Origin of the sequence: Streptomyces sp. NPDC090119 (assembly GCF_044747085.1) — a bacterium.
In the GTDB taxonomy this organism is placed as follows: domain Bacteria; phylum Actinomycetota; class Actinomycetes; order Streptomycetales; family Streptomycetaceae; genus Streptomyces.
Genome location: NZ_JBIVDK010000005.1, coordinates 89,542 through 108,912 on the forward strand (window position 1 = coordinate 89,542; position 19,371 = coordinate 108,912).

General features: G+C 72.8%; 13 protein-coding genes. 1 reads left to right on the top strand and 12 read right to left on the bottom strand.

Going from position 1 to position 19,371, the window contains the following annotated elements; genetic code table 11:
* Window positions 1-93: 93 nt before the first annotated feature.
* From ACIPPM_RS21840 to bldG, 10 genes are all read right to left on the bottom strand, one after another.
* Window positions 94-1,728 (bottom strand): alpha/beta hydrolase, encoded by a 1,635-nt coding sequence (locus ACIPPM_RS21840; protein WP_401450344.1) that lies wholly within the window; start codon window positions 1,726-1,728, stop codon window positions 94-96.
* A gap of 55 nt (window positions 1,729-1,783) precedes the next feature.
* Window positions 1,784-2,989: a DNA polymerase III subunit delta' gene (locus ACIPPM_RS21845; protein ID WP_401450347.1), complete on the bottom strand. Its 1,206-nt coding sequence runs from the start codon at window positions 2,987-2,989 to the stop codon at window positions 1,784-1,786.
* 151 nt (window positions 2,990-3,140) lie between these two features.
* On the bottom strand, window positions 3,141-6,233 hold the full coding sequence (gene tmk / locus ACIPPM_RS21850; protein ID WP_401450350.1) for a dTMP kinase: 3,093 nt from the start codon (window positions 6,231-6,233) through the stop codon (window positions 3,141-3,143).
* Window positions 6,234-6,402: 169 nt separating this feature from the next.
* The gene (topA, locus tag ACIPPM_RS21855) at window positions 6,403-9,252 is read right to left on the bottom strand and encodes a type I DNA topoisomerase (RefSeq protein WP_401450353.1); all 2,850 of its coding nucleotides are present in this window, start codon (window positions 9,250-9,252) and stop codon (window positions 6,403-6,405) included.
* 257 nt (window positions 9,253-9,509) lie between these two features.
* Window positions 9,510-9,707, bottom strand: coding sequence for a hypothetical protein (locus ACIPPM_RS21860; RefSeq protein ID WP_401450356.1), 198 nt, complete (start codon window positions 9,705-9,707; stop codon window positions 9,510-9,512).
* Window positions 9,708-9,973: 266 nt separating this feature from the next.
* Complete coding sequence (locus ACIPPM_RS21865; RefSeq protein ID WP_401450359.1) at window positions 9,974-11,494, bottom strand: methyltransferase; 1,521 nt, start codon at window positions 11,492-11,494, stop codon at window positions 9,974-9,976.
* 108 nt (window positions 11,495-11,602) lie between these two features.
* The gene (locus ACIPPM_RS21870) at window positions 11,603-12,193 is read right to left on the bottom strand and encodes a small secreted protein (protein WP_401450361.1); all 591 of its coding nucleotides are present in this window, start codon (window positions 12,191-12,193) and stop codon (window positions 11,603-11,605) included.
* Between the two features lie 201 nt (window positions 12,194-12,394).
* Complete coding sequence (locus ACIPPM_RS21875; protein ID WP_401450364.1) at window positions 12,395-14,797, bottom strand: sodium-translocating pyrophosphatase; 2,403 nt, start codon at window positions 14,795-14,797, stop codon at window positions 12,395-12,397.
* 323 nt (window positions 14,798-15,120) lie between these two features.
* The gene (locus ACIPPM_RS21880; RefSeq protein WP_393593895.1) at window positions 15,121-15,558 is read right to left on the bottom strand and encodes an ATP-binding protein; all 438 of its coding nucleotides are present in this window, start codon (window positions 15,556-15,558) and stop codon (window positions 15,121-15,123) included.
* A gap of 162 nt (window positions 15,559-15,720) precedes the next feature.
* A complete protein-coding gene (gene bldG, locus ACIPPM_RS21885) occupies window positions 15,721-16,062 on the bottom strand; it encodes an anti-sigma factor antagonist BldG (RefSeq protein WP_010986038.1) in 342 nt (113 codons plus the stop codon).
* 83 nt (window positions 16,063-16,145) lie between these two features.
* Here bldG and ACIPPM_RS21890 point away from each other — a divergent pair, with 83 nt between their 5' ends.
* Window positions 16,146-18,644: a DEAD/DEAH box helicase gene (locus ACIPPM_RS21890; RefSeq protein ID WP_401450367.1), complete on the top strand. Its 2,499-nt coding sequence runs from the start codon at window positions 16,146-16,148 to the stop codon at window positions 18,642-18,644.
* Here ACIPPM_RS21890 and ACIPPM_RS21895 read toward each other — a convergent pair.
* Together ACIPPM_RS21895 and ACIPPM_RS21900 are read right to left on the bottom strand one after the other, a co-directional pair.
* Window positions 18,565-19,026 (bottom strand): Rv3654c family TadE-like protein, encoded by a 462-nt coding sequence (locus ACIPPM_RS21895; RefSeq protein WP_401450370.1) that lies wholly within the window; start codon window positions 19,024-19,026, stop codon window positions 18,565-18,567. The genes ACIPPM_RS21890 and ACIPPM_RS21895 overlap by 80 nt on opposite strands.
* Window positions 19,007-19,360, bottom strand: a complete 354-nt coding sequence (locus ACIPPM_RS21900) for a TadE family type IV pilus minor pilin (RefSeq protein WP_401450372.1) — start codon at window positions 19,358-19,360, stop codon at window positions 19,007-19,009. The genes ACIPPM_RS21895 and ACIPPM_RS21900 overlap by 20 nt, the downstream gene beginning before the upstream one ends.
* Window positions 19,361-19,371: the final 11 nt, after the last annotated feature.

The window sequence follows — 19,371 nt, forward strand, 5'->3', positions numbered from 1 at the left end:
GCACCGGGGTGCGGGCGGCAACGTCGGTAAGTCTACACAGGTGCGGGGGATGGTTCGTACCGGCCCCGGTGGGCGGGGCCGGTACCAGGGGTGTCAGGTGCAGCGTTTGCCCTGGGTGGGCGGGGTGCCGCGGAGGAGGTAGGTGTCGATCGCGGAGTCGATGCAGGTGCTGCCGCGGCCGTAGGCGGTGTGGCCGTCGCCCTCGTAGGTGAGGAGGCGGCCGGAGGAGAGCTGGCGGGAGAGGGACTGGGCCCAGCGGTAGGGGGTCGCCGGGTCGCGGGTGGTGCCGACCACCACGATGGGCGCCGCGCCCTTCGCCTCGATGCGGTGCGGCTCGCCCGTGGCCCGCACCGGCCAGTACGTGCAGTTCAGGGAGGCCCAGGCCAGGCTGGGGCCGAACACCGGGGACGCCTTCTCGAACTCCGGCACCGCCTTCTCCACCTGCTCCGGGCCGTCGAAGGCGGGCGGGAGGTCGAGGCAGTTCACGGCCGCGTTGGCCATCATCAGGTTGCTGTAGTGGCCGCGGGCGTCGCGTTCGTAGTAGCTGTCGGAGAGCGACAGCAGGCCCGCGCCGTCGTTCTCGTCCATCGCCGAGTTCAGCGCCTCACGGAGCCGCTCCCAGCTGCTCTCGTCGTACATGGCCGCGATCACCCCGGTGGTGGCCAGCGACTCGGTCAGGCGGCGGCCGTCCGCGTCACCGGCCGGGAGCGGGTGGGCGTCGAGCGCGCGGAAGAACTTCTCCAGGCGGTCGCCGACCTGCCCGGGTGTCGCGTCCTTGCCGTCCAGGGGGCAGTCGGCCTGCTTGACGCAGTCCGCCGAGAACGCCCGGAACGCCGTCTCGAAGCCCGCCGTCTGGTCCAGGTTGAGCTGCCGGGCGTCCAGCGAGGGGTCCATCGCGCCGTCCAGCACCAGGCGGCCGGTGCGGTGCGGGAACAGCCCGGCGTACGTCGCGCCGAGGAAGGTGCCGTACGACGCGCCGACGTAGTTCAGCTTCTTGTCGCCGAGCAGTTCGCGCAGGACGTCCATGTCACGGGCCGCCTCGACGGTGGAGACGTGCCGGAGCAGCTTCGCGGAGTGCTTCCCGCAGCCCTCGGCGAAGTTCCGGTCCGCGCCGACCAGCGCGGTTTTCTCCTTGGCGTCGTCGGGGGTCATGTCCGTCTGGGTGAACGTGTCCATCTGGCGCCCGTCGAGGCACTCCACGGGCTCGCTGCCGGCCACCCCGCGCGGGTCGACGGCGACCATGTCGTAACGGGCGCGCACCTCGGCGGGGTAGCCGAGGGCCGCGTAGCTCTGGAGGTAGCCGATCGCGGAGCCGCCCGGACCGCCCGGATTGACCAGCAGCGAGCCGAGCGGCTCGCCCTTGCCGGTGGCCTTCTTCCGGGAGACGGCCAGCTTGATGTCGCCGGAAGCGGGCTTGTCGTAGTCGAGCGGCACCTTCATCGTCGCGCACTCAAAACCGGCGGCGCCGCACTTCCGCCAGCTCAGCTTCTGGGCGTAGTACGGCGACAGCGCCGACGGGGTCGACATCGGCAGCGCGGCCAGCGCCGCCCCCACCGTGCCGTCCGAGCCCGTACCGCTCGCGCCGCAGCCGGACACGAGCAGCGCGGACGCCGCGAGCAGGGCCGCTGCCGTCCGGGCCGTGGCGCGGGAGGCGGCCATCGGCCGGAACGGACGGCGCGCCAGCGGCGGCCGGGCGGGCGGGGGCGACGGGGAGGGCCTGGTGTCCATCAGGCGAGCGTAACGCTGAGCGACGCCCCGCGTGCTCTGCGTCCAGGTTGTGGCGTCACCCCGCGCGCAGTGCCATCGTCATCGCCTCCACCGCCAGCAGCGGGGCCACATTGCGGTCGAGGGCGTCACGGCAGGCGGCGATCGCCTCGATACGGCGCAGGGTGGACTCCGGGGAGCCCGCGCGGGCGACGCGCTGGAGGGAGTCCTCGGCGTCCTCGTTGGCGATGGCCAGCCGGGAGCCGAGCTGGAGGGCGAGGACATCGCGGTAGAAGCCGGTGAGGTCGCCCAGGGCCACGTCGAGGCTGTCGCGCTGGGTGCGGGTGCGGCGCCGCTTCTGCATGTCCTCCAGGTCCTTGATCACACCCGCCGTGCCGCGCGGCAGCCGTCCGCCCTGGGCCGCGCCGAGCGCCGCCTTCAGCTCGTCGGTCTCCTTGCCGTCCATCTCCTCGGCGAGCTGCTTGGCGTCCTCGGCGGCGGCGTCGACCAGCTCCTGGGCGGCCTTGAGGCAGGCGCCGACCTCGTCCAGCCGCAGCGGCAGTTTCAGTACCGAGGCACGGCGGCGGCGGGCCTCCGGGTCGGTGGCCAGGCGCCGGGCCCGGTCGACGTGCCCCTGGGTGGCACGGGCGGCGGCCGCGGCCACGTCGGGCTCGACACCGTCGCGGCGCATCAGCATGTCGGCGACGGCCGCGACGGGCGGGGTACGCAGGTTCAGATGGCGGCAGCGGGAGCGGATCGTCGGCAGCACATCCTCGATGGAGGGCGCGCACAGCAGCCAGACCGTGCGTGGGGCGGGCTCCTCGACGGCCTTCAGGACGGCGTTGGCCGACTTCTCGTTCAGCCGCTCGGCGTCCTCGACCAGGATGATCTGCCAGCGGCCGTTGGCCGGGCTGGTGAACGACTTGCGGACCGTGTCCCGCATGTCCTTGACCAGGATCTCCGCACCCACGGCCGCGACCGAGGAGACGTCCGCGTGGGTGCCGAGCAGCGCGGTGTGGCAGCCGTCGCAGAAGCCGCAGCCGGGGGTGCCGCCCATGGCGCGATCGGGGCTCACGCACTGGAGGGCCGCGGCGAAGGCGCGCGCCGCCTGGTTCCGGCCCGCGCCGGGCGGGCCCGTGAACAGCCAGGCGTGGGTCATCTTCGACGCCTCCGGCGGCGGCTGGTCCGCCGCGGCGGCCGTGACGAGCGCGTCGGCGTCCCGCGCGGCCGCCTCCAGCGTCGCGCTCACCTTCTCCTGCCCGACGAGGTCGTCCCAGACGCTCATGGGTCACGCCGCCCTTTCCGTCACTTCGTGTTCCGTCGTCCATTGTGCGGGGGACCACCGACAGCGCCGCCGACAGTGCCCGCACGGCGAAGGGCGGCACCCTCCGCGACGCCGAAGCGCCCGGTGGACACCGCCCCCTGGTTCCGCCCGGTCAGCCGCGCCGACCCCGGCCGCGCCGGCCTCCGTCGTCGTGCCGACCACGTTCGTCGTGCGCGTCGTGCTCGTCATAGGAACCGAGGAGTTCGTCCGCGAGCGACGGCAGGTCGTCCAGCGGGGTCTCCTCGGCCCAGTCGGGGCGCGGGCGCCGGGGCTTGCCGTCGGCGCCGAGCTGCGGGATCTCGCGGGTGCGGTCCTCGTCGTCGCGGACCGGCCGCAGGACGGCCGTCTCCTCGACAGAGCTCACCGGCGGCAGCACGGCCGTCTCGTCGGCGTCCCGGTCGGAGAACTTCGGCAGCAGCGCCGTCTCGTCCGCCGCGCCCTGCGGGGCGGGCGGCTGCGGCAGCTCGGCCGTCACCTCGGACTCGGAGCCGCCGTCGCGCACCGGGCGCAGCACGGCCGTGTCGTCGGTGGCGCGGGGCGCCGGGGCGTCCGGGACGGCGCGCTCGCGCTCGGACGGCTTGCGGGCGGCGGTGTCGGCCGCCGTCGCGGCCTCGGCCGCGCGCCTGCGGGCCTCCTCGGCGCGCAGCAGGGCGTCCTCGGCCTTGCGCTGCTTCTCCAGGCGCAGGGCCTCGGCCTCGGCGCGCTGCCGGGCCTCCTCCTCGGCCTCCTTGCGGCGCCGCTCGTCCTCGGCCTTGCGGCGGGCCTCCTCCTCGGCGCGGGCCTTCTCCTCCGCGAGGAGACGCTGACGCTCCTCCTCGGCACGGCGGTGCGCCTCCTCGGCGCGACGGCGGGCCTCTTCCTCCTGCCGCTCGGCCTCGCGGCGCTGCGCCTCCTCCAGCTCGCGGCGCTTGCGCTCCTCCTCCTCGGCGCGCAGGCGGGCCAGCTGCTCCTCGCGCTCGCGTGCCACGCGCTCTTCCTCGGCCTTGCGGGCGGCCTCCGCCTCGGCCTTGCGGCGGGCCTCCTCCTCGGCCTTCTTCCGCGCCTCCTCCTGGGCCTTGATCTCGGCCTCGGAGAGCGGCAGCACGGTGTCGAGCCGGTGCCGGATCACGGAGGTGACGCCCTCGGGCTCCTGGCCCGCGTCCACGACCAGATAGCGGCCGGGGTCGGCGGCGGCCAGGGTGAGGAAACCGGCCCGCACGCGCGCGTGGAACTCGGCGGGCTCGGACTCCAGCCGGTCCGGTGCCTCGGTGAAGCGCTCCCGCGCGACCTCCGGCGGCACGTCCAGCAGGACGGTCAGATGCGGGACGAGTCCGCCGGTGGCCCAGCGGTTGATGCGGGCGATCTCGGTCGGCGACAGATCACGGCCCGCGCCCTGGTAGGCGACGGAGGAGTCGATGTACCGGTCCGAGATGACGACCGCGCCACGCTCCAGGGCGGGGCGTACGACGGTGTCGACGTGCTCCGCGCGATCGGCGGCGTACAGCAGCGCCTCCGCGCGGTGCGACAGGCCCGCCTCGGACACGTCCAGCAGGATCGAGCGGAGCCGCTTGCCCACGGGGGTGGCGCCCGGCTCACGGGTCAGGACCACCTCGTGGCCCTTGGCGCGGATCCACTCGGCGAGGGCCTCGGCCTGGGTGGACTTGCCCGCGCCGTCACCGCCCTCCAGGGAGATGAAGAAACCGTTCGCCGCGGGGGCGGTCACCGGGTCGTCGCCGCCGAGCAGGGCGTCCTTGATGTCCTGGCGCAGCGGGATGCCAGAGCGGTCGTCGACCTTGGCGAGGACGAGCACGGCCACCGGCAGCAGCAGCGCGCCGACCAGCATCAGGGTGAAGGAGGCACCGCCGTGCGCGAAGACGAAGCGGCCGCTCTCCAGCCGGTGGCGGCCGATGAGCCCGGCGACGACCGGGGCGATCAGGGCGCCGAGCGCCATGAAGACCCGGACGACGGCGTGCAGGTGCTCGGTGATCCGGCCCCGGCGGGAGTCCTCGGTCTCCTGGTCGAGCAGGGCGTGCCCGGTGTTCGCGGAGATGCCCGCGCCGACGCCGGCCAGGGTGAGGATCAGCAGGACGGTGGTGACGTCCGGGACGAGACCCGCGGCCAGCAGGGCAACGCCGGTGAGCGCGATGGCCAGGGCGAGCAGCCTGCGCCGGGACAGCGAGGGCAGCAGGGCGGGCGCGGTGCGGATGCCGACGCCGACACCGCCGGTCAGGCCGAGCACCAGCAGGCCGTAGAGCACCGGGCCGCCGCCCAGGTCGGAGGCGTGCAGCACGCACACCGCGACGGCGGCGGAGATGGCTCCGGCCACCGCGGCGCAGGCGATGACCAGCAGCAGCACGGCGCCCGTGCGGCCCTTGTCGACGCCGGTGCCGGTGCGCGGGCGGCGCAGGCCCTCCAGCGGGGAGCGCGGGCGCGGGGTGCGCGTGCCGGGCAGCTTCAGCGCGGTCAGCACGGACACGGACGCGGCGAACAGACCGGCCGCGACGTACGCCGCGAGGGCCGCGTGGTGCTGGTCGAACCAGGCGATGCCGGTGCCCAGCAGGTTGTTGAACAGGGAGGCGGTGACCAGGGCGGCGGCGGCCAGCGGGAGCGCCACGAAAGCGGTGCGCAGCGACAGGCGGCGCAGGGCGTCCAGGTGGTCGGGCAGCGGCCGCACCGACGCGCCCTCGGGGGGCGGGGTCGGTAGCAGCGCGGGGGCCGCGCTCTCCCGGCACACCGTCCACAGCCGCTCGGCCACGCCGGTGACGAAGGCGGTGGCCAGCAGGACGGTCAGGGCGTCGCCCGGCAGCCAGTCGATCCACAGCGGCGCCACGATCAGCAGCGCGGCCCGCAGACCGTCGGCGCCGACCATGGTCCAGCGCCGGTCGAGCGGGCCGTCCTGGGCGGTGAGCGTGGTCAGCGGGCCGAGCAGGACGGCGCCGAAGAGCACGGTGGCCAGCACCCGGGCGCCGAAGACCGTCGCCACGGCGAACGCCGCGCCCCGGTATCCGCCGCCGAAGGAGCCGTCGGCGACGGCCGCCTGGAGGACGAGCACCACCAGCACGAGCAGCGCGAGGGCGTCACCGACACCGCTCACGAGCTGCGCGCTCCAGAGGCGGCGCAGGTCGGGTCGGCGCAGCAGTGAACGGACGGCTCGCTCGCGGGAATCCGCGACGAGGGCGTCGTCCGGTGCTGGGTGGGGGGCCGTTGGCTGCTCGGCTCGCGTCATGCGTTCAGCCTATCCGCAGCCACCCACCCCCATGCCCCCCTTGTCCCCACCCCTTCCCTGACCCTCACACCTTGATCCCCTAAGGGGCGCACGCCGGAGCGCGGACACCCCGGTACCGAGCCGGTACCGGGGTGTCCGCGCACGCGGAAGCGGGGGAGAGGCGCGGGGGTCAGTCCTCCGAGCCGGAGCCCGTCGCCTTGGCCGCCGTGGTCTTCTTGGCGGTCGTCTTCTTCGCCGTGGTCTTCTTGGCGGCCGCCGTCGTCGTCTTGGCCGCCGTCTTCTTGGCGGCGGTCTTCTTCGCCGGGGCCGTCTTCTTCGCGGTGGCCGCCTTCTTCGCGGGGGCCTTCTTCGCCGTCTTCTTGGCGGGCCCCTTCGCCCGCTTCTCGGCGAGCAGCTCGAAGCCGCGCTCCGGGGTGATCTCCTCCACACTGTCGCCGGAGCGCAGGGTGGCGTTGGTCTCCCCGTCGGTGACGTACGGACCGAAGCGGCCGTCCTTGACCACGACCGGCTTGGCGGAGACCGGGTCCTCGCCCAGCTCCTTCAGCGGCGGCTTGGCGGCGGCCCGGCCACGCTGCTTGGGCTGGGCGTAGATCGCCAGCGCCTCTTCCAGCGTGATCGTGAAGAGCTGCTCCTCCGCCGTGAGCGAGCGCGAGTCCGTGCCCTTCTTCAGGTACGGGCCGTAGCGGCCGTTCTGCGCGGTGATCTCCACGCCCTCGGCGTCGGCGCCGACCACGCGGGGCAGCGACATCAGCTTCAGGGCGTCGTCGAGCGTCACCGTCTCCGGGGACATGGACTTGAAGAGGGAGGCGGTACGCGGCTTGACGGCGTTCTTGCCGGTCTTCGGGGTGCCGTCCGGGAGGATCTCCGTGACGTACGGGCCGTAGCGGCCGCGCTTGGCCACGATCGGATTGCCCGACTGCGGATCGGTACCCAGCTCGACATCACCGCTCGGCTCGGCCAGCAGCGCCTCGGCCAGCTCCGTGGTCAGCTCGTCCGGCGCCATGTCGGTCGGCACGTCGGCGCGCTGGTGCTCCTCGGTGTCCTTCTCCCCGCGCTCGATGTACGGGCCGAACCGGCCCACGCGCAGCACGATGCCGTCGCCCACCGGGAAGGAGGAGACCTCGCGGGCGTCGATCGCGCCCAGGTCGGTGACGAGTTCCTTCAGACCGCCGAGGTGGTCGCCGTCGCCGTTGCCCGCGTCCGCCGCGGCGCCGGAGTGCGTGCCCTCGCCGAAGTAGAAGCGCTTGAGCCACGGCACGGACTGGGCCTCACCGCGCGCGATGCGGTCGAGGTCGTCCTCCATGCGGGCGGTGAAGTCGTAGTCGACCAGCCGGCCGAAGTGCTTCTCCAGCAGGTTGACCACGGCGAAGGACAGGAAGGACGGCACCAGGGCCGTGCCCTTCTTGAAGACGTAGCCGCGGTCCAGGATCGTGCCGATGATCGACGCGTACGTCGACGGGCGGCCGATCTCGCGCTCTTCCAGCTCCTTGACCAGCGACGCCTCGGTGTAGCGGGCCGGGGCCTTGGTGGCGTGGCCGTCGACCGTGATCTCGTCGGCGGCCAGCGGGTCGCCCTCGGAGACCTGGGGCAGCCGACGCTCGCGGTCGTCCAGCTCGGCGTTCGGGTCGTCGGCGCCCTCGACGTACGCCTTCAGGAAGCCGTGGAAGGTGATCGTCTTGCCGGAGGCGCTGAAATCGACGTCCCGGCCGTCGGCGGAGGCGCCGCCGATCTTGACGGTCACGCTGTTGCCGGTCGCGTCCTTCATCTGGGAGGCGACGGTCCGCTTCCAGATCAGCTCGTACAGCCGGAACTGGTCGCCGGTCAGGCCGGTCTCGGCGGGGGTGCGGAAGCGGTCGCCGGAGGGGCGGATCGCCTCGTGCGCCTCCTGCGCGTTCTTGACCTTGCCCGCGTAGGAGCGCGGCTGCGGCGGGAGGTAGTCGGCGCCGTACAGCTGCGTGACCTGGGCGCGGGCGGCGCCGATGGCCGTCTCGCTCAGGGTCGTGGAGTCCGTACGCATGTACGTGATGTAGCCGTTCTCGTACAGCTTCTGGGCGACCTGCATGGTCGCCTTCGCGCCGAAGCCGAGCTTGCGGCTGGCCTCCTGCTGGAGGGTCGTCGTACGGAACGGGGCGTACGGCGAGCGGCGGTACGGCTTGGACTCGACCGAGCGCACGGAGAACCGGGTGGTCTCCAGGGCGGCGGCGAGCGCGCGGGCGTTCGCCTCGTCGAGGTGGAGGGTGTTCGCGCTCTTGAGCTGCCCCAGGGAGTCGAAGTCGCGGCCCTGGGCGACACGCCGGCCGTCGACGGTCTGGAGGCGGGCGACCAGCACGGACGGGTCCGAGGAGTCACCCGGGCGGCCGGTGGCGAAGGTGCCGGTCAGGTCCCAGTACTCGGCGGAGCGGAAGGCGATGCGCTCGCGCTCGCGCTCGACGATGAGCCGGGTGGCGACGGACTGCACACGGCCCGCCGACAGCTTCGGCATGACCTTCTTCCACAGGACCGGCGAGACCTCGTAGCCGTAGAGGCGGTCGAGGATGCGGCGGGTCTCCTGGGCGTCGACCAGCTTCTTGTTCAGCTCGCGCGGGTTGGCGACGGCCTCGCGGATCGCGTCCTTGGTGATCTCGTGGAAGACCATCCGCTTGACGGGGATCTTCGGCTTGAGGACCTCCTGGAGGTGCCAGGCGATGGCCTCGCCCTCGCGGTCCTCATCGGTGGCGAGGAAGAGCTCGTCGGAGTCCTTCATCAGGTCCCGGAGCTTCTTTACCTGTGCCTTCTTGTCCGCGTTGATGACATAGATCGGCGCGAAGTCGTGTTCCACGTCCACACCGAGGCGGCGGACCTCACCGGTGTACTTCTCCGGCACCTCCGCGGCGCCGCTGGGAAGGTCCCGGATGTGCCCGACGCTCGCCTCGACTACGTATCCGGGGCCGAGGTAGCCCTTGATCGTCTTCGCCTTGGCAGGCGACTCGACGATGACGAGTCGGCGGCCGCCCTGTGCGGTCTCGCTGGTCGGGGACAACTTCGCTCTTCTCTCCGGTCGGCGCTGGGAATCCTCCCCAGGCGCTCGTCCCTGGGGTCGCGGCGTGGTGGCTGGTGTGACGCTGCGGAGTGTGACGGTACATCCCGCCCCCGTGTCAAACGGGAAAAGCCCACAACGGCCACTCGAACGGTAACCCGACTACCGCCATTCCTGCCGCCCGGAGTACCCGCCGAGCGCTCACCCCATGCCCGGAGCCCTCCGCTCCGACCGCCGCCGCGCCGACCCGGCCGACGCGGTCAGGGACGCGTCAGGCAGTACGCGGCCAGCCCCAGCGAGACGACCGCGGTGGCCCCAGCGAACACCGCTGATGCGACCCGGTTCACACCCACGGCGACCGGTTCGGCGCGGCGCACCCGCGCCCCGGTCCACACCATCAGAGCCCCTCCGAACAGCGCGAACACCACTCCCGCGAACACCGCCGGCACGCTTTCCATGATCCGTCCGCCCCTTCCGCGCCCGCGGCGCGGTCCGCTCCGATCCAGCGCGGGGAGGCTGCCACGCCAGGAGAACGGCGGGGCGACGCCGGGGTGAACGGACGGGGCCGCCTCTTGTCGCCGTCGGGCGGCACACATCACTTTCCGGCCTTTTTGCCGTTCCGCGCCGTGCCCCCGGCATACGACGATGATCCGGCGCACGTCCACCGGCCCGGGTACGCCGGGTACGACAGTCGGATCAGCCGCCGTACCCCGCGCCCGGCGGCTCAGCCCACCGGTTCCAGGAAGCCCTGCTCCACCAGGAGCCGGATCTGCGCGGGCGTGCGGTCGCGCAGCACCACGGGGTCCTCGCCGACCAGCTGGGCGATGGCGTCCAGGATGACGCCCGCGCTCAGCGAGCCGTCGCACACTCCCGCGAAGCCCGCGCCGATGGTGTCCACCTTCGTCGCCCGGCGCATGCCCCGGTGCTGACGGAGCACCACATGCTCGGGGTCCTCGGCGCCGGGCAGGCCGACCTGCTCCTGGACGACCTCGTCGGCGAGCCTGAAGTGCCCCTCCAGCAGGGCGGCGTCGTCGTGCGCGCGGAGGTGGTCGACGCGCTCGAAGTGGTCCCGGATGGTGTCGCCGAGGGGCTGCTCGACCGGGTGCGGCCACTCCTCCACGGTGACGGAGGGCTCGGTCGCGTCGGTGCGGCGCAGGGTGATCCAGCCGAAGCCGACGGCCTTCACCTTGCGCGCCTCGAACTCGTCCAGCCACGCGTCGTACCGCGACTGGTACTCCGCCTGGTCCTCGCGGTGGTCCCCGGCGTCCCTGAGCCACAGCTCGGCGTACTGCGTGGTGTCCTGGACCTCGCGCTGCACGATCCACGCGTCGCACCCGCGCGGCACCCAGGAGCGCACCCGGTCCTGCCAGTCCTCCCCCTCCACGTGCTGCCAGTTGGCGAGGAACTGCGCGAACCCGCCCTCGTTCAGCCTCTCCCCCGCCTGCTGGACGAGCGAGCGGCACAGATCGTCGCCGCTCATCCCGCCGTCGCGGTAGGTGAGGCGGGCGCCGGGCGAGATGACGAAGGGCGGGTTGGACACGACCAGGTCGAACGTCTCGTCGTCCCGGACCGGTTCGAACAGCGAGCCCTCGCAGAGGGTCGCGGCGGGGGCGCCGGAGAGGGCGAGGGTGAGCGCGGTGATGTGCAGGGCGCGCGGGTTGAGGTCGGTGGCGGTGACCCTGGTCGCGTGCTGGGCGGCGTGCAGCGCCTGGATGCCGGAGCCGGTGCCCAGGTCGAGCGCGGCGCCGACGGGGGTGCGCACGGTGATGCCGGCGAGCGTGGTGGAGGCGCCGCCGACGCCGAGGACCACGCCCTCGTCCCGGCTGCCGATGCCGCCCGCCCCGCCGACCGCGCAGCCGAGGTCGGACACGATGAACCAGTCCTCGCCGTCGGGCCCGCCGTAGGGGCGCACGTCGACGGTGGCGGCCAGCTCGTCGCCGCCGACCGGCGTGAGCCACCCGGCCTCCACCGCTTCCTCGACGGGCAGTACGTCCGTCAGGCGGGCGCGGGGCACCGGCTGCTGGAGCAGGAACAGCCGCACCAGGGCCTCCAGCGGCGTGTCGCCGCGGGTCGCGCGCAGGGCGGGCACGGTCTCGCTGCGGGCGAGCGCCGCGTACGCGGGCGCGCCGAGCAGATCGAGCAGGCCGTCCGCGGTGAAGGAGGCGGACAGCAGGGCGTCGCGCAGGCGGGTGGCCGCCTCGGGCCGGTCGGTGGCGGGCAGGGGGGCGGAGCCGGAGTCAGTCACGCACCCATTGTGGCCCGCCGCGCCGTCCCGGGTCCGCCGCCGCCGACCGTCCGTACGGGCGGCGTCAACCTGCGTACGAGTGCTGTCAGCTCCTGGCGGCGGGTGCTGTCAGCTCTTGGCGGCGGGTGCCGAGGCGGAGACCTTGCAGCTCTGCTGCTCGGAGATCGCCTCCTTGACGTCGCCCTGCTCCAGCCGCTTCAGCGCCTCGGTGCCGCTGTTGCTCTGGCGGCCGATCTCCTTGGTCTGGTCGGCGACCTCGTGCAGGCCCTTGGCGAACTTGCCCTGGTCCTTGGTGTCGAGCCCGTCGACCTTCTTCTTCAGGTTGGCGTAGGACGTGGCCAGGCTGTTGAGGTTCGTGACCGCGTCCTGCTGCCGCTTGGCCCCGCCGTCGACCCCGGGGGGTGCACCGGCGCCGTTGATGGCGGTGGCGATGGCCTTGTAGCCGTCGGACATGTCCTGGAACGCCTGCGCGTACGTCTGCTTGGCCGCCTGGGGCTGGAGGTCGCTGTCACTGGCGATCTTGGCGATGTCGGCATTGGCCGTCTTGATCTTGGTGTACTGCGCGGGCACCGCGTCGCACACCTTCTTCGCCCAGACACCCAGCTTGGGGTCGGGGCCGCCGCCGTCGCTGCCGCATCCCGTCAGCGCCGTCATCAGTACCGCGCCGCCGGACAGGGCGGCCGCGAGCTTCTTGTTCACCGGATCGGTCCCTTCCATGGCTATCGGCCACCGGAATCTACACGGCGGAACGAGACCATCCACACGACCGGTGCCCTATAAGCAGACTTTTGCGGTGCTTCGCACCATGCGAGAGAAGGCTCACGGCCGACGGGCCCTCCACACACGCGGGCGGGCGGGCGGCGCGTCAGCCGCACCGCCCGCCCGCCCGTCGACCTCCTCTTACGGCACCACCGCGGGGGGCGTCGAGTTGGGCACCTCGCCCGCGTCCTCGTCCCCCACCGCGATCCCGCGCCGCTTGGACACGTACACCGCGACCACGATCACCAGCAGGGCGAACACCGCGACCAGCACGCGGACGAGCAGGCTGCTGTGGTCGCCGTAGGAGAACTTGATCACGGCGGGCGCGATGAGCAGCGCGACCAGGTTCATCACCTTCAGCAGCGGGTTGATCGCCGGGCCCGCGGTGTCCTTGAAGGGGTCGCCGACCGTGTCGCCGATCACCGTGGCCGCGTGGGCGTCGCTGCCCTTGCCGCCGTGGTGGCCGTCCTCCACCAGTTTCTTGGCGTTGTCCCAGGCACCGCCGGAGTTGGCCAGGAACACCGCCATCAGCGTGCCCGCGCCGATGGCGCCCGCGAGGAAGGCACCGAGGGCGCCGACGCCGAGGGTGAACCCGATGAAGATCGGCGCCATCACGGCGAGCAGTCCGGGTGTGGCCAGCTCGCGCAGGGCGTCCCGGGTGCAGATGTCGACGACCCGGCCGTACTCGGGCTTCTCCGTGTAGTCCATGATTCCCGGCCGCTCGCGGAACTGCCGTCGCACCTCGAACACCACCGAACCGGCCGACCGCGACACGGCGTTGATGGCCAGCCCGGAGAAGAGGAACACGACGGCCGCGCCCGCGATGAGGCCGACCAGGTTGTTGGGCTGGGAGATGTCCATCGACAGGGTCAACGGCGAGCCCGGCCCGCTGAGCCGCTCCCCCACGTCCGCGACGCCGGTGGTGATCGCGTCCCGGTACGAGCCGAAGAGCGCCGCGGCCGCGAGCACGGCGGTGGCGATGGCGATGCCCTTGGTGATGGCCTTGGTGGTGTTGCCGACCGCGTCCAGGTCGGTGAGCACCTGGGCGCCCGCGCCCTGCACGTCCGAGGACATCTCGGCGATGCCCTGCGCGTTGTCGGAGACCGGGCCGAAGGTGTCCATGGCGACGATCACCCCGACCGTGGTCAGCAGCCCGGTCCCGGCGAGCGCCACCGCGAACAGCGCCAGCATGATCGAGGTGCCACCGAGCAGGAACGCGCCGTACACGCCGAGGCCGATCAGCAGCGCGGTGTAGACGGCGGACTCCAGGCCCAGCGAGATGCCGGAGAGGACGACGGTGGCGGGGCCGGTGAGCGAGGTCCGCCCGACGTCGCGGACCGGGCGGCGGCTGGTCTCGGTGAAGTAGCCGGTCAGCTGCTGGATGACGGCGGCGAGCAGGATGCCGATGGCCACGGCGACCAGCGCCAGCACCCGCGGGTCGCCGTCCTTGCCGCGGATCGCCGCGTCGGTCACCCCGGCCAGCTCGGAGTAGCGGCCGGGCAGATAGAGGTACACGGCGATGGCGACCAGCACCAGGGAGATCACCGCGGAGACGAAGAAGCCCCGGTTGATGGCGCTCATGCCGCTGCGGTCGGCGCGGCGCGGGGCGACCGCGAAGATGCCGATCATCGCGGTGAGCACGCCGATGGCGGGCACCAGCAGCGGGAACGCGAGCCCGGCGTCGCCGAAGGCGGTCTTGCCGAGGATCAGCGCGGCCACCAGGGTGACGGCGTACGACTCGAAGAGGTCGGCCGCCATGCCCGCGCAGTCGCCGACGTTGTCGCCCACGTTGTCCGCGATGGTCGCCGCGTTGCGCGGGTCGTCCTCCGGGATGCCCTGCTCGACCTTGCCGACCAGGTCGGCGCCGACGTCGGCGGCCTTGGTGAAGATGCCGCCGCCCACCCGCATGAACATGGCGATCAGCGCGGCGCCCAGGCCGAACCCCTCCAGCACCTTGGGCGCGTCGGCCGCGTAGACCAGCACCACGCAGGAGGCGCCGAGCAGTCCGAGGCCCACGGTGAACATGCCGACGACGCCGCCCGTGCGAAATGCGATCTTCATCGCCTTGTGCGAGACGACGGTGAGATCCTTTTCCGGTTCTCCCTCTCCGGGAGTCGCCTCCCGCGCGGCGGCGGCGACGCGCACATTGCTGCGTACGGCGAGCCACATGCCGATATAGCCGGTGGCCGCCGAGAAAACCGCGCCGATCAGGAAGAACAGCGAGCGTCCGGCCCGCTGGTTCCAGTCGTCCGCGGGAAGCAGCAGAAGCAGGAAGAACACGACGACCGCGAATACGCCGAGGGTGCGCAACTGCCGGGCCAGATAAGCCTTCGCGCCTTCCTGGACCGCCTCCGCGATCTCCCGCATGCGTTCGGTGCCCTCGCCCGCCGACAGCACCTGGCGCACCAGGACGCCCGCGACCACCAGCGCGGCCAGGGCGACCGCCGCGATCACGGCGACCAGGACGCGGTTGCCGTCGGTCAGGACCACGGCCGCGAGGGATGCGGAGTGACCCGCCTGACCAGGGATGGATAGCCCCGCCATTCGTCCTCCTTGACGCTTGGGCTGAGCTCAAGATGTGGACGGACTTGTAGCTACTCGATCGTGATCCCGACCGGGCACGGTAAACAGAATTGCCCGCCCCTTACCCTTTAGCAAACGATCGAGTGGAGGACCAGAGCACGGAACCCGGACGGAGTAATACCCCTGAGGCATTTACGGTCGCGGGTTCGCCGCGCGACCTGCGGGGGTTTCCGGTAGTGAATTCCTTCACGTATTCCGGGGCGGGCGCGCCCCGGCGGAAAACGGCCGGAACGACGCGAGGGGCCCTGCGGTGCAGGGCCCCTCGTACGTGCGTCGCGCGCGAGTCAGATCAGGACGGCGGGCGGCGGGACGGTCGGCCAGGACATGCGGATCAGCCCGCCGTTCTCACCGGTGGTGACCTCGACGTCGTCCACGAGGCCGCTGATGACCGCGAGGCCCATCTCGTCCTCCTCGGCCTCCACGTCCGCGTCGGCCGCGGCGCCTCCGGCCACCCGCTCGGCGGGGACGGCGTGCGGGGCCTCGTCGCCGACCTCGATGGAGAACAGCTTCTCGTCCTCGATCAGCGCCACCTTCACCGGCGCGGTGATGCCGACGCTCTGGTGGAGCCCGACCGCGCGGGAACACGCCTCACCGACGGCGAGGCGGACCTCGTCGAGTACGGCCTCGTCCACTCCGGCCCTGCGCGCCACCGCGGCCGCCACCAGACGGGCGGTCCGGACGTGCTCGGGCAGCGCGCTGAAGCGGAGTTCGACGGTGGCCATGCATCCCCCTCGCGTACTACGGGTGTGCGGTGCGGGGCCGGGGCCGCCGAAAGACCGCACGCCCACGATGAAACTTGTGCGCCCCGGACGCTTGCGGACCCGAGGCGGGGCCCACCGGCGTCCGGACCGCACAGACGGCCCGGACCCGGCGAACGACCCTGATCAGTCGGTGGCCGCCACCGCTTCCTCGACCGAGGTGTGGATCGGGAACACCTTGGTGAGGCCGGTGATACGGAAAATCTTCAGAATGCGCTCCTGGTTGCAGACCAGGCGGAGCGAACCCTCATGGGCACGCACCCGCTTCAGGCCGCCGACCAGCACGCCGAGCCCGGTGGAGTCGAGGAAGTCCACGCCCTCCATGTCGACGACGAGGTGGAAATTGCCGTCGTTCACCAGCTCGACCAACTGCTCGCGCAGCTTGGGCGCGGTGTACACATCGATTTCGCCACCGACCTCGACGACCGTACGATCGCCGACGGTACGGGTCGACAGGGACAGGTCCACGAATCCTCCAGCACCTTGCTATCGAGCGGTCATCCCTCGGGGACATCCCGGCTTACGGCCCTTGGAACACTTCGCCAGCCGCGATGGCATTCGATCACTTACCGGCAGGTGTTCACGACGCCTTGGCTCCATTGTCCGTCAAGCCGGTGACACACTCGGTGCCGATGGCCAAGAATCACCGACCCGATCACCCCCAGCCGGACCCGGCGTCCCGCCCGTCTCCGGAGACGGTTCTGCACCGGCTCGCCTCCGGTCCGAGCAGGTCCGCGCGCATCACTCATACGGAGCACTTGCCCCCGCGCGCGGGCCGCCATGCCGTCTGGCCGGACCGGATTCGCGCGGAAGTGATCGCGGCGGTCCAGGCCCGGGGGATCGAGCACCCCTGGGCCCACCAGGCGATCGCCGCCGAGCACGCCCTGGACGGCGACTCGGTGGTCGTCGCCACCGGTACCGCCTCCGGCAAGTCCCTGGCCTATCTGATGCCGGTGCTGTCCGCCCTGCTGGACGGCTCCGAGGCACCGAACGGGCGCGGCGCCACCGCCCTGTACCTCTCCCCCACCAAGGCCCTGGCCGCCGACCAGTGCCGGGCGGTGCGGGAACTCGCCGCACCGCTGGGCAACGCGGTGCGCCCCGCGGTCTACGATGGCGACACCCCGTTCGAGGAACGCGAGTGGGTCCGGCAGTACGCCAACTACGTGCTGACCAACCCGGACATGCTGCACCGGGGCATCCTGCCCTCCCACCCCCGCTGGGCCTCCTTCCTGAAGTCGCTCAAATACGTCGTCATCGACGAGTGCCACACCTACCGGGGCGTGTTCGGCTCGCATGTCGCCCAGGTGCTGCGGCGGCTGCGCAGACTGTGCGCCCGCTACGGCGCGTCGCCCGTCTTCCTGCTGGCCTCCGCCACGGCCGCCGAGCCCTCCGTGGCCGCCCGGCGGCTGACCGGGCTGCCGGTGGTCGAGGTCGCCGACGACGCCTCCCCGCGCGGGGAACTCGTCTTCGCCCTCTGGGAGCCCCCGCTCACCGAACTGCACGGCGAGAAGGGTGCCCCGGTGCGCCGCACCGCCACCGCCGAGACCGCCGACCTGCTGACCGACCTCACCGTGCAGGGCGTGCGCTCGGTCGCCTTCGTCCGCTCCCGGCGCGGGGCGGAGCTGATCTCGGTCATCGCGCAGGAGCGGCTCGCCGAGGTCGACCGCTCCCTGGTCCGGCGGGTCGCCGCCTATCGCGGCGGCTACCTCCCCGAGGAACGCCGCGCCCTGGAACGCGCCCTGCACTCCGGCGAACTACTCGGCCTCGCCGCCACGACCGCCCTGGAGCTGGGCGTGGACGTCTCCGGCCTGGACGCGGTGGTGATCGCCGGGTATCCGGGCACCCGCGCCTCCCTGTGGCAGCAGGCGGGCCGCGCCGGACGCTCCGGGCAGGGCGCGCTGGCGGTCCTGGTGGCCCGCGACGACCCGCTGGACACCTATCTCGTCCACCACCCGGAGGCCCTCTTCGACCGCCCGGTGGAGTCCACGGTCCTCGACCCGGACAACCCCTACGTCCTCGCCCCCCACCTGTGCGCCGCCGCCGCCGAGATCCCGCTGACCGAGGCCGACCTCGAACTCTTCGGCCCGGTCAGCGCCGACGTGCTGACCCAACTGGAGGCCGCGAAGCTGCTGCGCCGCCGCACCCGGGCCTGGCACTGGACGCGCCGGGAACGGGCCGCCGACCTGACCGACATCCGGGGCACCGGCGGGCCTCCGGTGCAGATCGTGGAGGAGGGCACCGGGCGCCTGCTCGGCACGGTCGACGCGGAGGCCGCGCACTCCGCCGTCCACGAGGGCGCGGTCCACCTCCACCAGGGCCGCACCTACCTGGTGCGCTCGCTCGACCTGAAGGACTCCGTCGCCCTGGTCGAACGGGCCGACCCGCCGTACTCGACCGCCGCCCGCGACACCACGTCCATCGCCGTCCTGGAGACGGAGACCGAGATCCCGTGGGGCTCCGGCCGCCTGTGCCTCGGCTCGGTCGAGGTCACCAACCAAGTGGTCTCCTTCCTGCGCAGACGCCTGATCACCGGTGAGGTGATGGGCGAGACGAAACTCGACCTCCCTCCGCGTACGCTCCGCACCCGCGCGGTGTGGTGGACGGTCACCGAGGATCAGCTCGACGAGGCCCGGATCAACCCGGAGATCCTCGGCGGCGCCCTGCACGCCGCCGAACACGCCTCGATCGGCATGCTGCCCCTCTTCGCCACCTGCGACCGCTGGGACATCGGCGGGGTATCTGTACCGCTGCACCCCGACACGCTGCTCCCTACGGTCTTCGTCTACGACGGCCACCCCGGCGGGGCGGGCTTCGCCGAGCGCGCCTTCCACACCGCCCGCTCCTGGCTGACGGCCACCCGCGAGGCCATCGCCGCCTGCGAGTGCGAGGCCGGCTGCCCCTCCTGCGTCCAGTCCCCCAAGTGCGGCAACGGCAACGAGCCACTGCACAAGCGGGGAGCGGTGCGGCTCCTCACGACGCTGTTGCGGGGGGCGCCGGAGGAGGCGGGGGCGGACGGGGCGGGGGCTGCTGGAGAGGGCGAGGCGAGCTAGGGGCTGGGGCCTGCGAGGCGGGTGCCCAGGCCTCCGTGCCCGACGGGTCGGGAGGTCCAGCCCTGGCCCGTACCTCCGCCCCGAACGGCCCGCCTCCCGAGCCCGCGCTCACGTCCGAGATCTCGCCGACGAGCGCGCACCGCACCAGCCTCGCGCCCTGGGCCGACGCCACCCGGCGCCCCGCGGCGCAGGCAGCCGCCACGCCCTCGGCCCAGTGGTCCGCCGCCGCGAGCGCCGCCAGATCGGCCGCGCCTGCCGCCCGGTGCCGGACGACGACGGCGTGCCCCATACCGAGCACGGCGCCGAACACCAAGCACAGCAGCGCGATGACCCCGAGACTCCAGACGGTGGCGGACCCCCGATCACTCTTCCGGCACCTCATGACCCTCCTCCCCGCCTCCCGTGGCCTCCTCGGCGGCGGCCACGGCCTCCTCGCGTACTTCGAACAGCAGCCCCGTCAGCACCGGGGGCCTGGCCACCACGGTGACGCGCACCCGCTCGCCCTCGCGGGCGACGCCGACCGTCGCCCCGCCCGGTGCCGTCTCGCGGGCCAGCCGGACCACCTCGTCGGGCGGGTCCTGGCGGGCGGCGGCTCGCGCTCCGGCGCGGGCGGCGTCCACGCACTGGATCTGGGCGGCCACGGCGAGCAGCCCCCAGACCAGCGCCATGGTGAACGCCACCAGCACCGACAGCACCACGGCAGCCTCCGCCGTCACGAACCCCCGGT

What these genes read in the sequence shown, in the direction of transcription:
- ACIPPM_RS21840 (WP_401450344.1), bottom strand. Translation starts at nt 1,728, where the DNA reads ATGGACACCAGGCCCTCCCCGTCGCCCCCGCCCGCCCGGCCGCCGCTG.
- ACIPPM_RS21845 (WP_401450347.1), bottom strand. Translation starts at nt 2,989, where the DNA reads ATGAGCGTCTGGGACGACCTCGTCGGGCAGGAGAAGGTGAGCGCGACG.
- tmk (WP_401450350.1), bottom strand. Translation starts at nt 6,233, where the DNA reads ATGACGCGAGCCGAGCAGCCAACGGCCCCCCACCCAGCACCGGACGAC.
- ACIPPM_RS21860 (WP_401450356.1), bottom strand. Translation starts at nt 9,707, where the DNA reads ATGGAAAGCGTGCCGGCGGTGTTCGCGGGAGTGGTGTTCGCGCTGTTC.
- ACIPPM_RS21875 (WP_401450364.1), bottom strand. Translation starts at nt 14,797, where the DNA reads ATGGCGGGGCTATCCATCCCTGGTCAGGCGGGTCACTCCGCATCCCTC.
- ACIPPM_RS21880 (WP_393593895.1), bottom strand. Translation starts at nt 15,558, where the DNA reads ATGGCCACCGTCGAACTCCGCTTCAGCGCGCTGCCCGAGCACGTCCGG.
- ACIPPM_RS21890 (WP_401450367.1), top strand. Translation starts at nt 16,146, where the DNA reads ATGGCATTCGATCACTTACCGGCAGGTGTTCACGACGCCTTGGCTCCA.
- ACIPPM_RS21895 (WP_401450370.1), bottom strand. Translation starts at nt 19,026, where the DNA reads ATGAGGTGCCGGAAGAGTGATCGGGGGTCCGCCACCGTCTGGAGTCTC.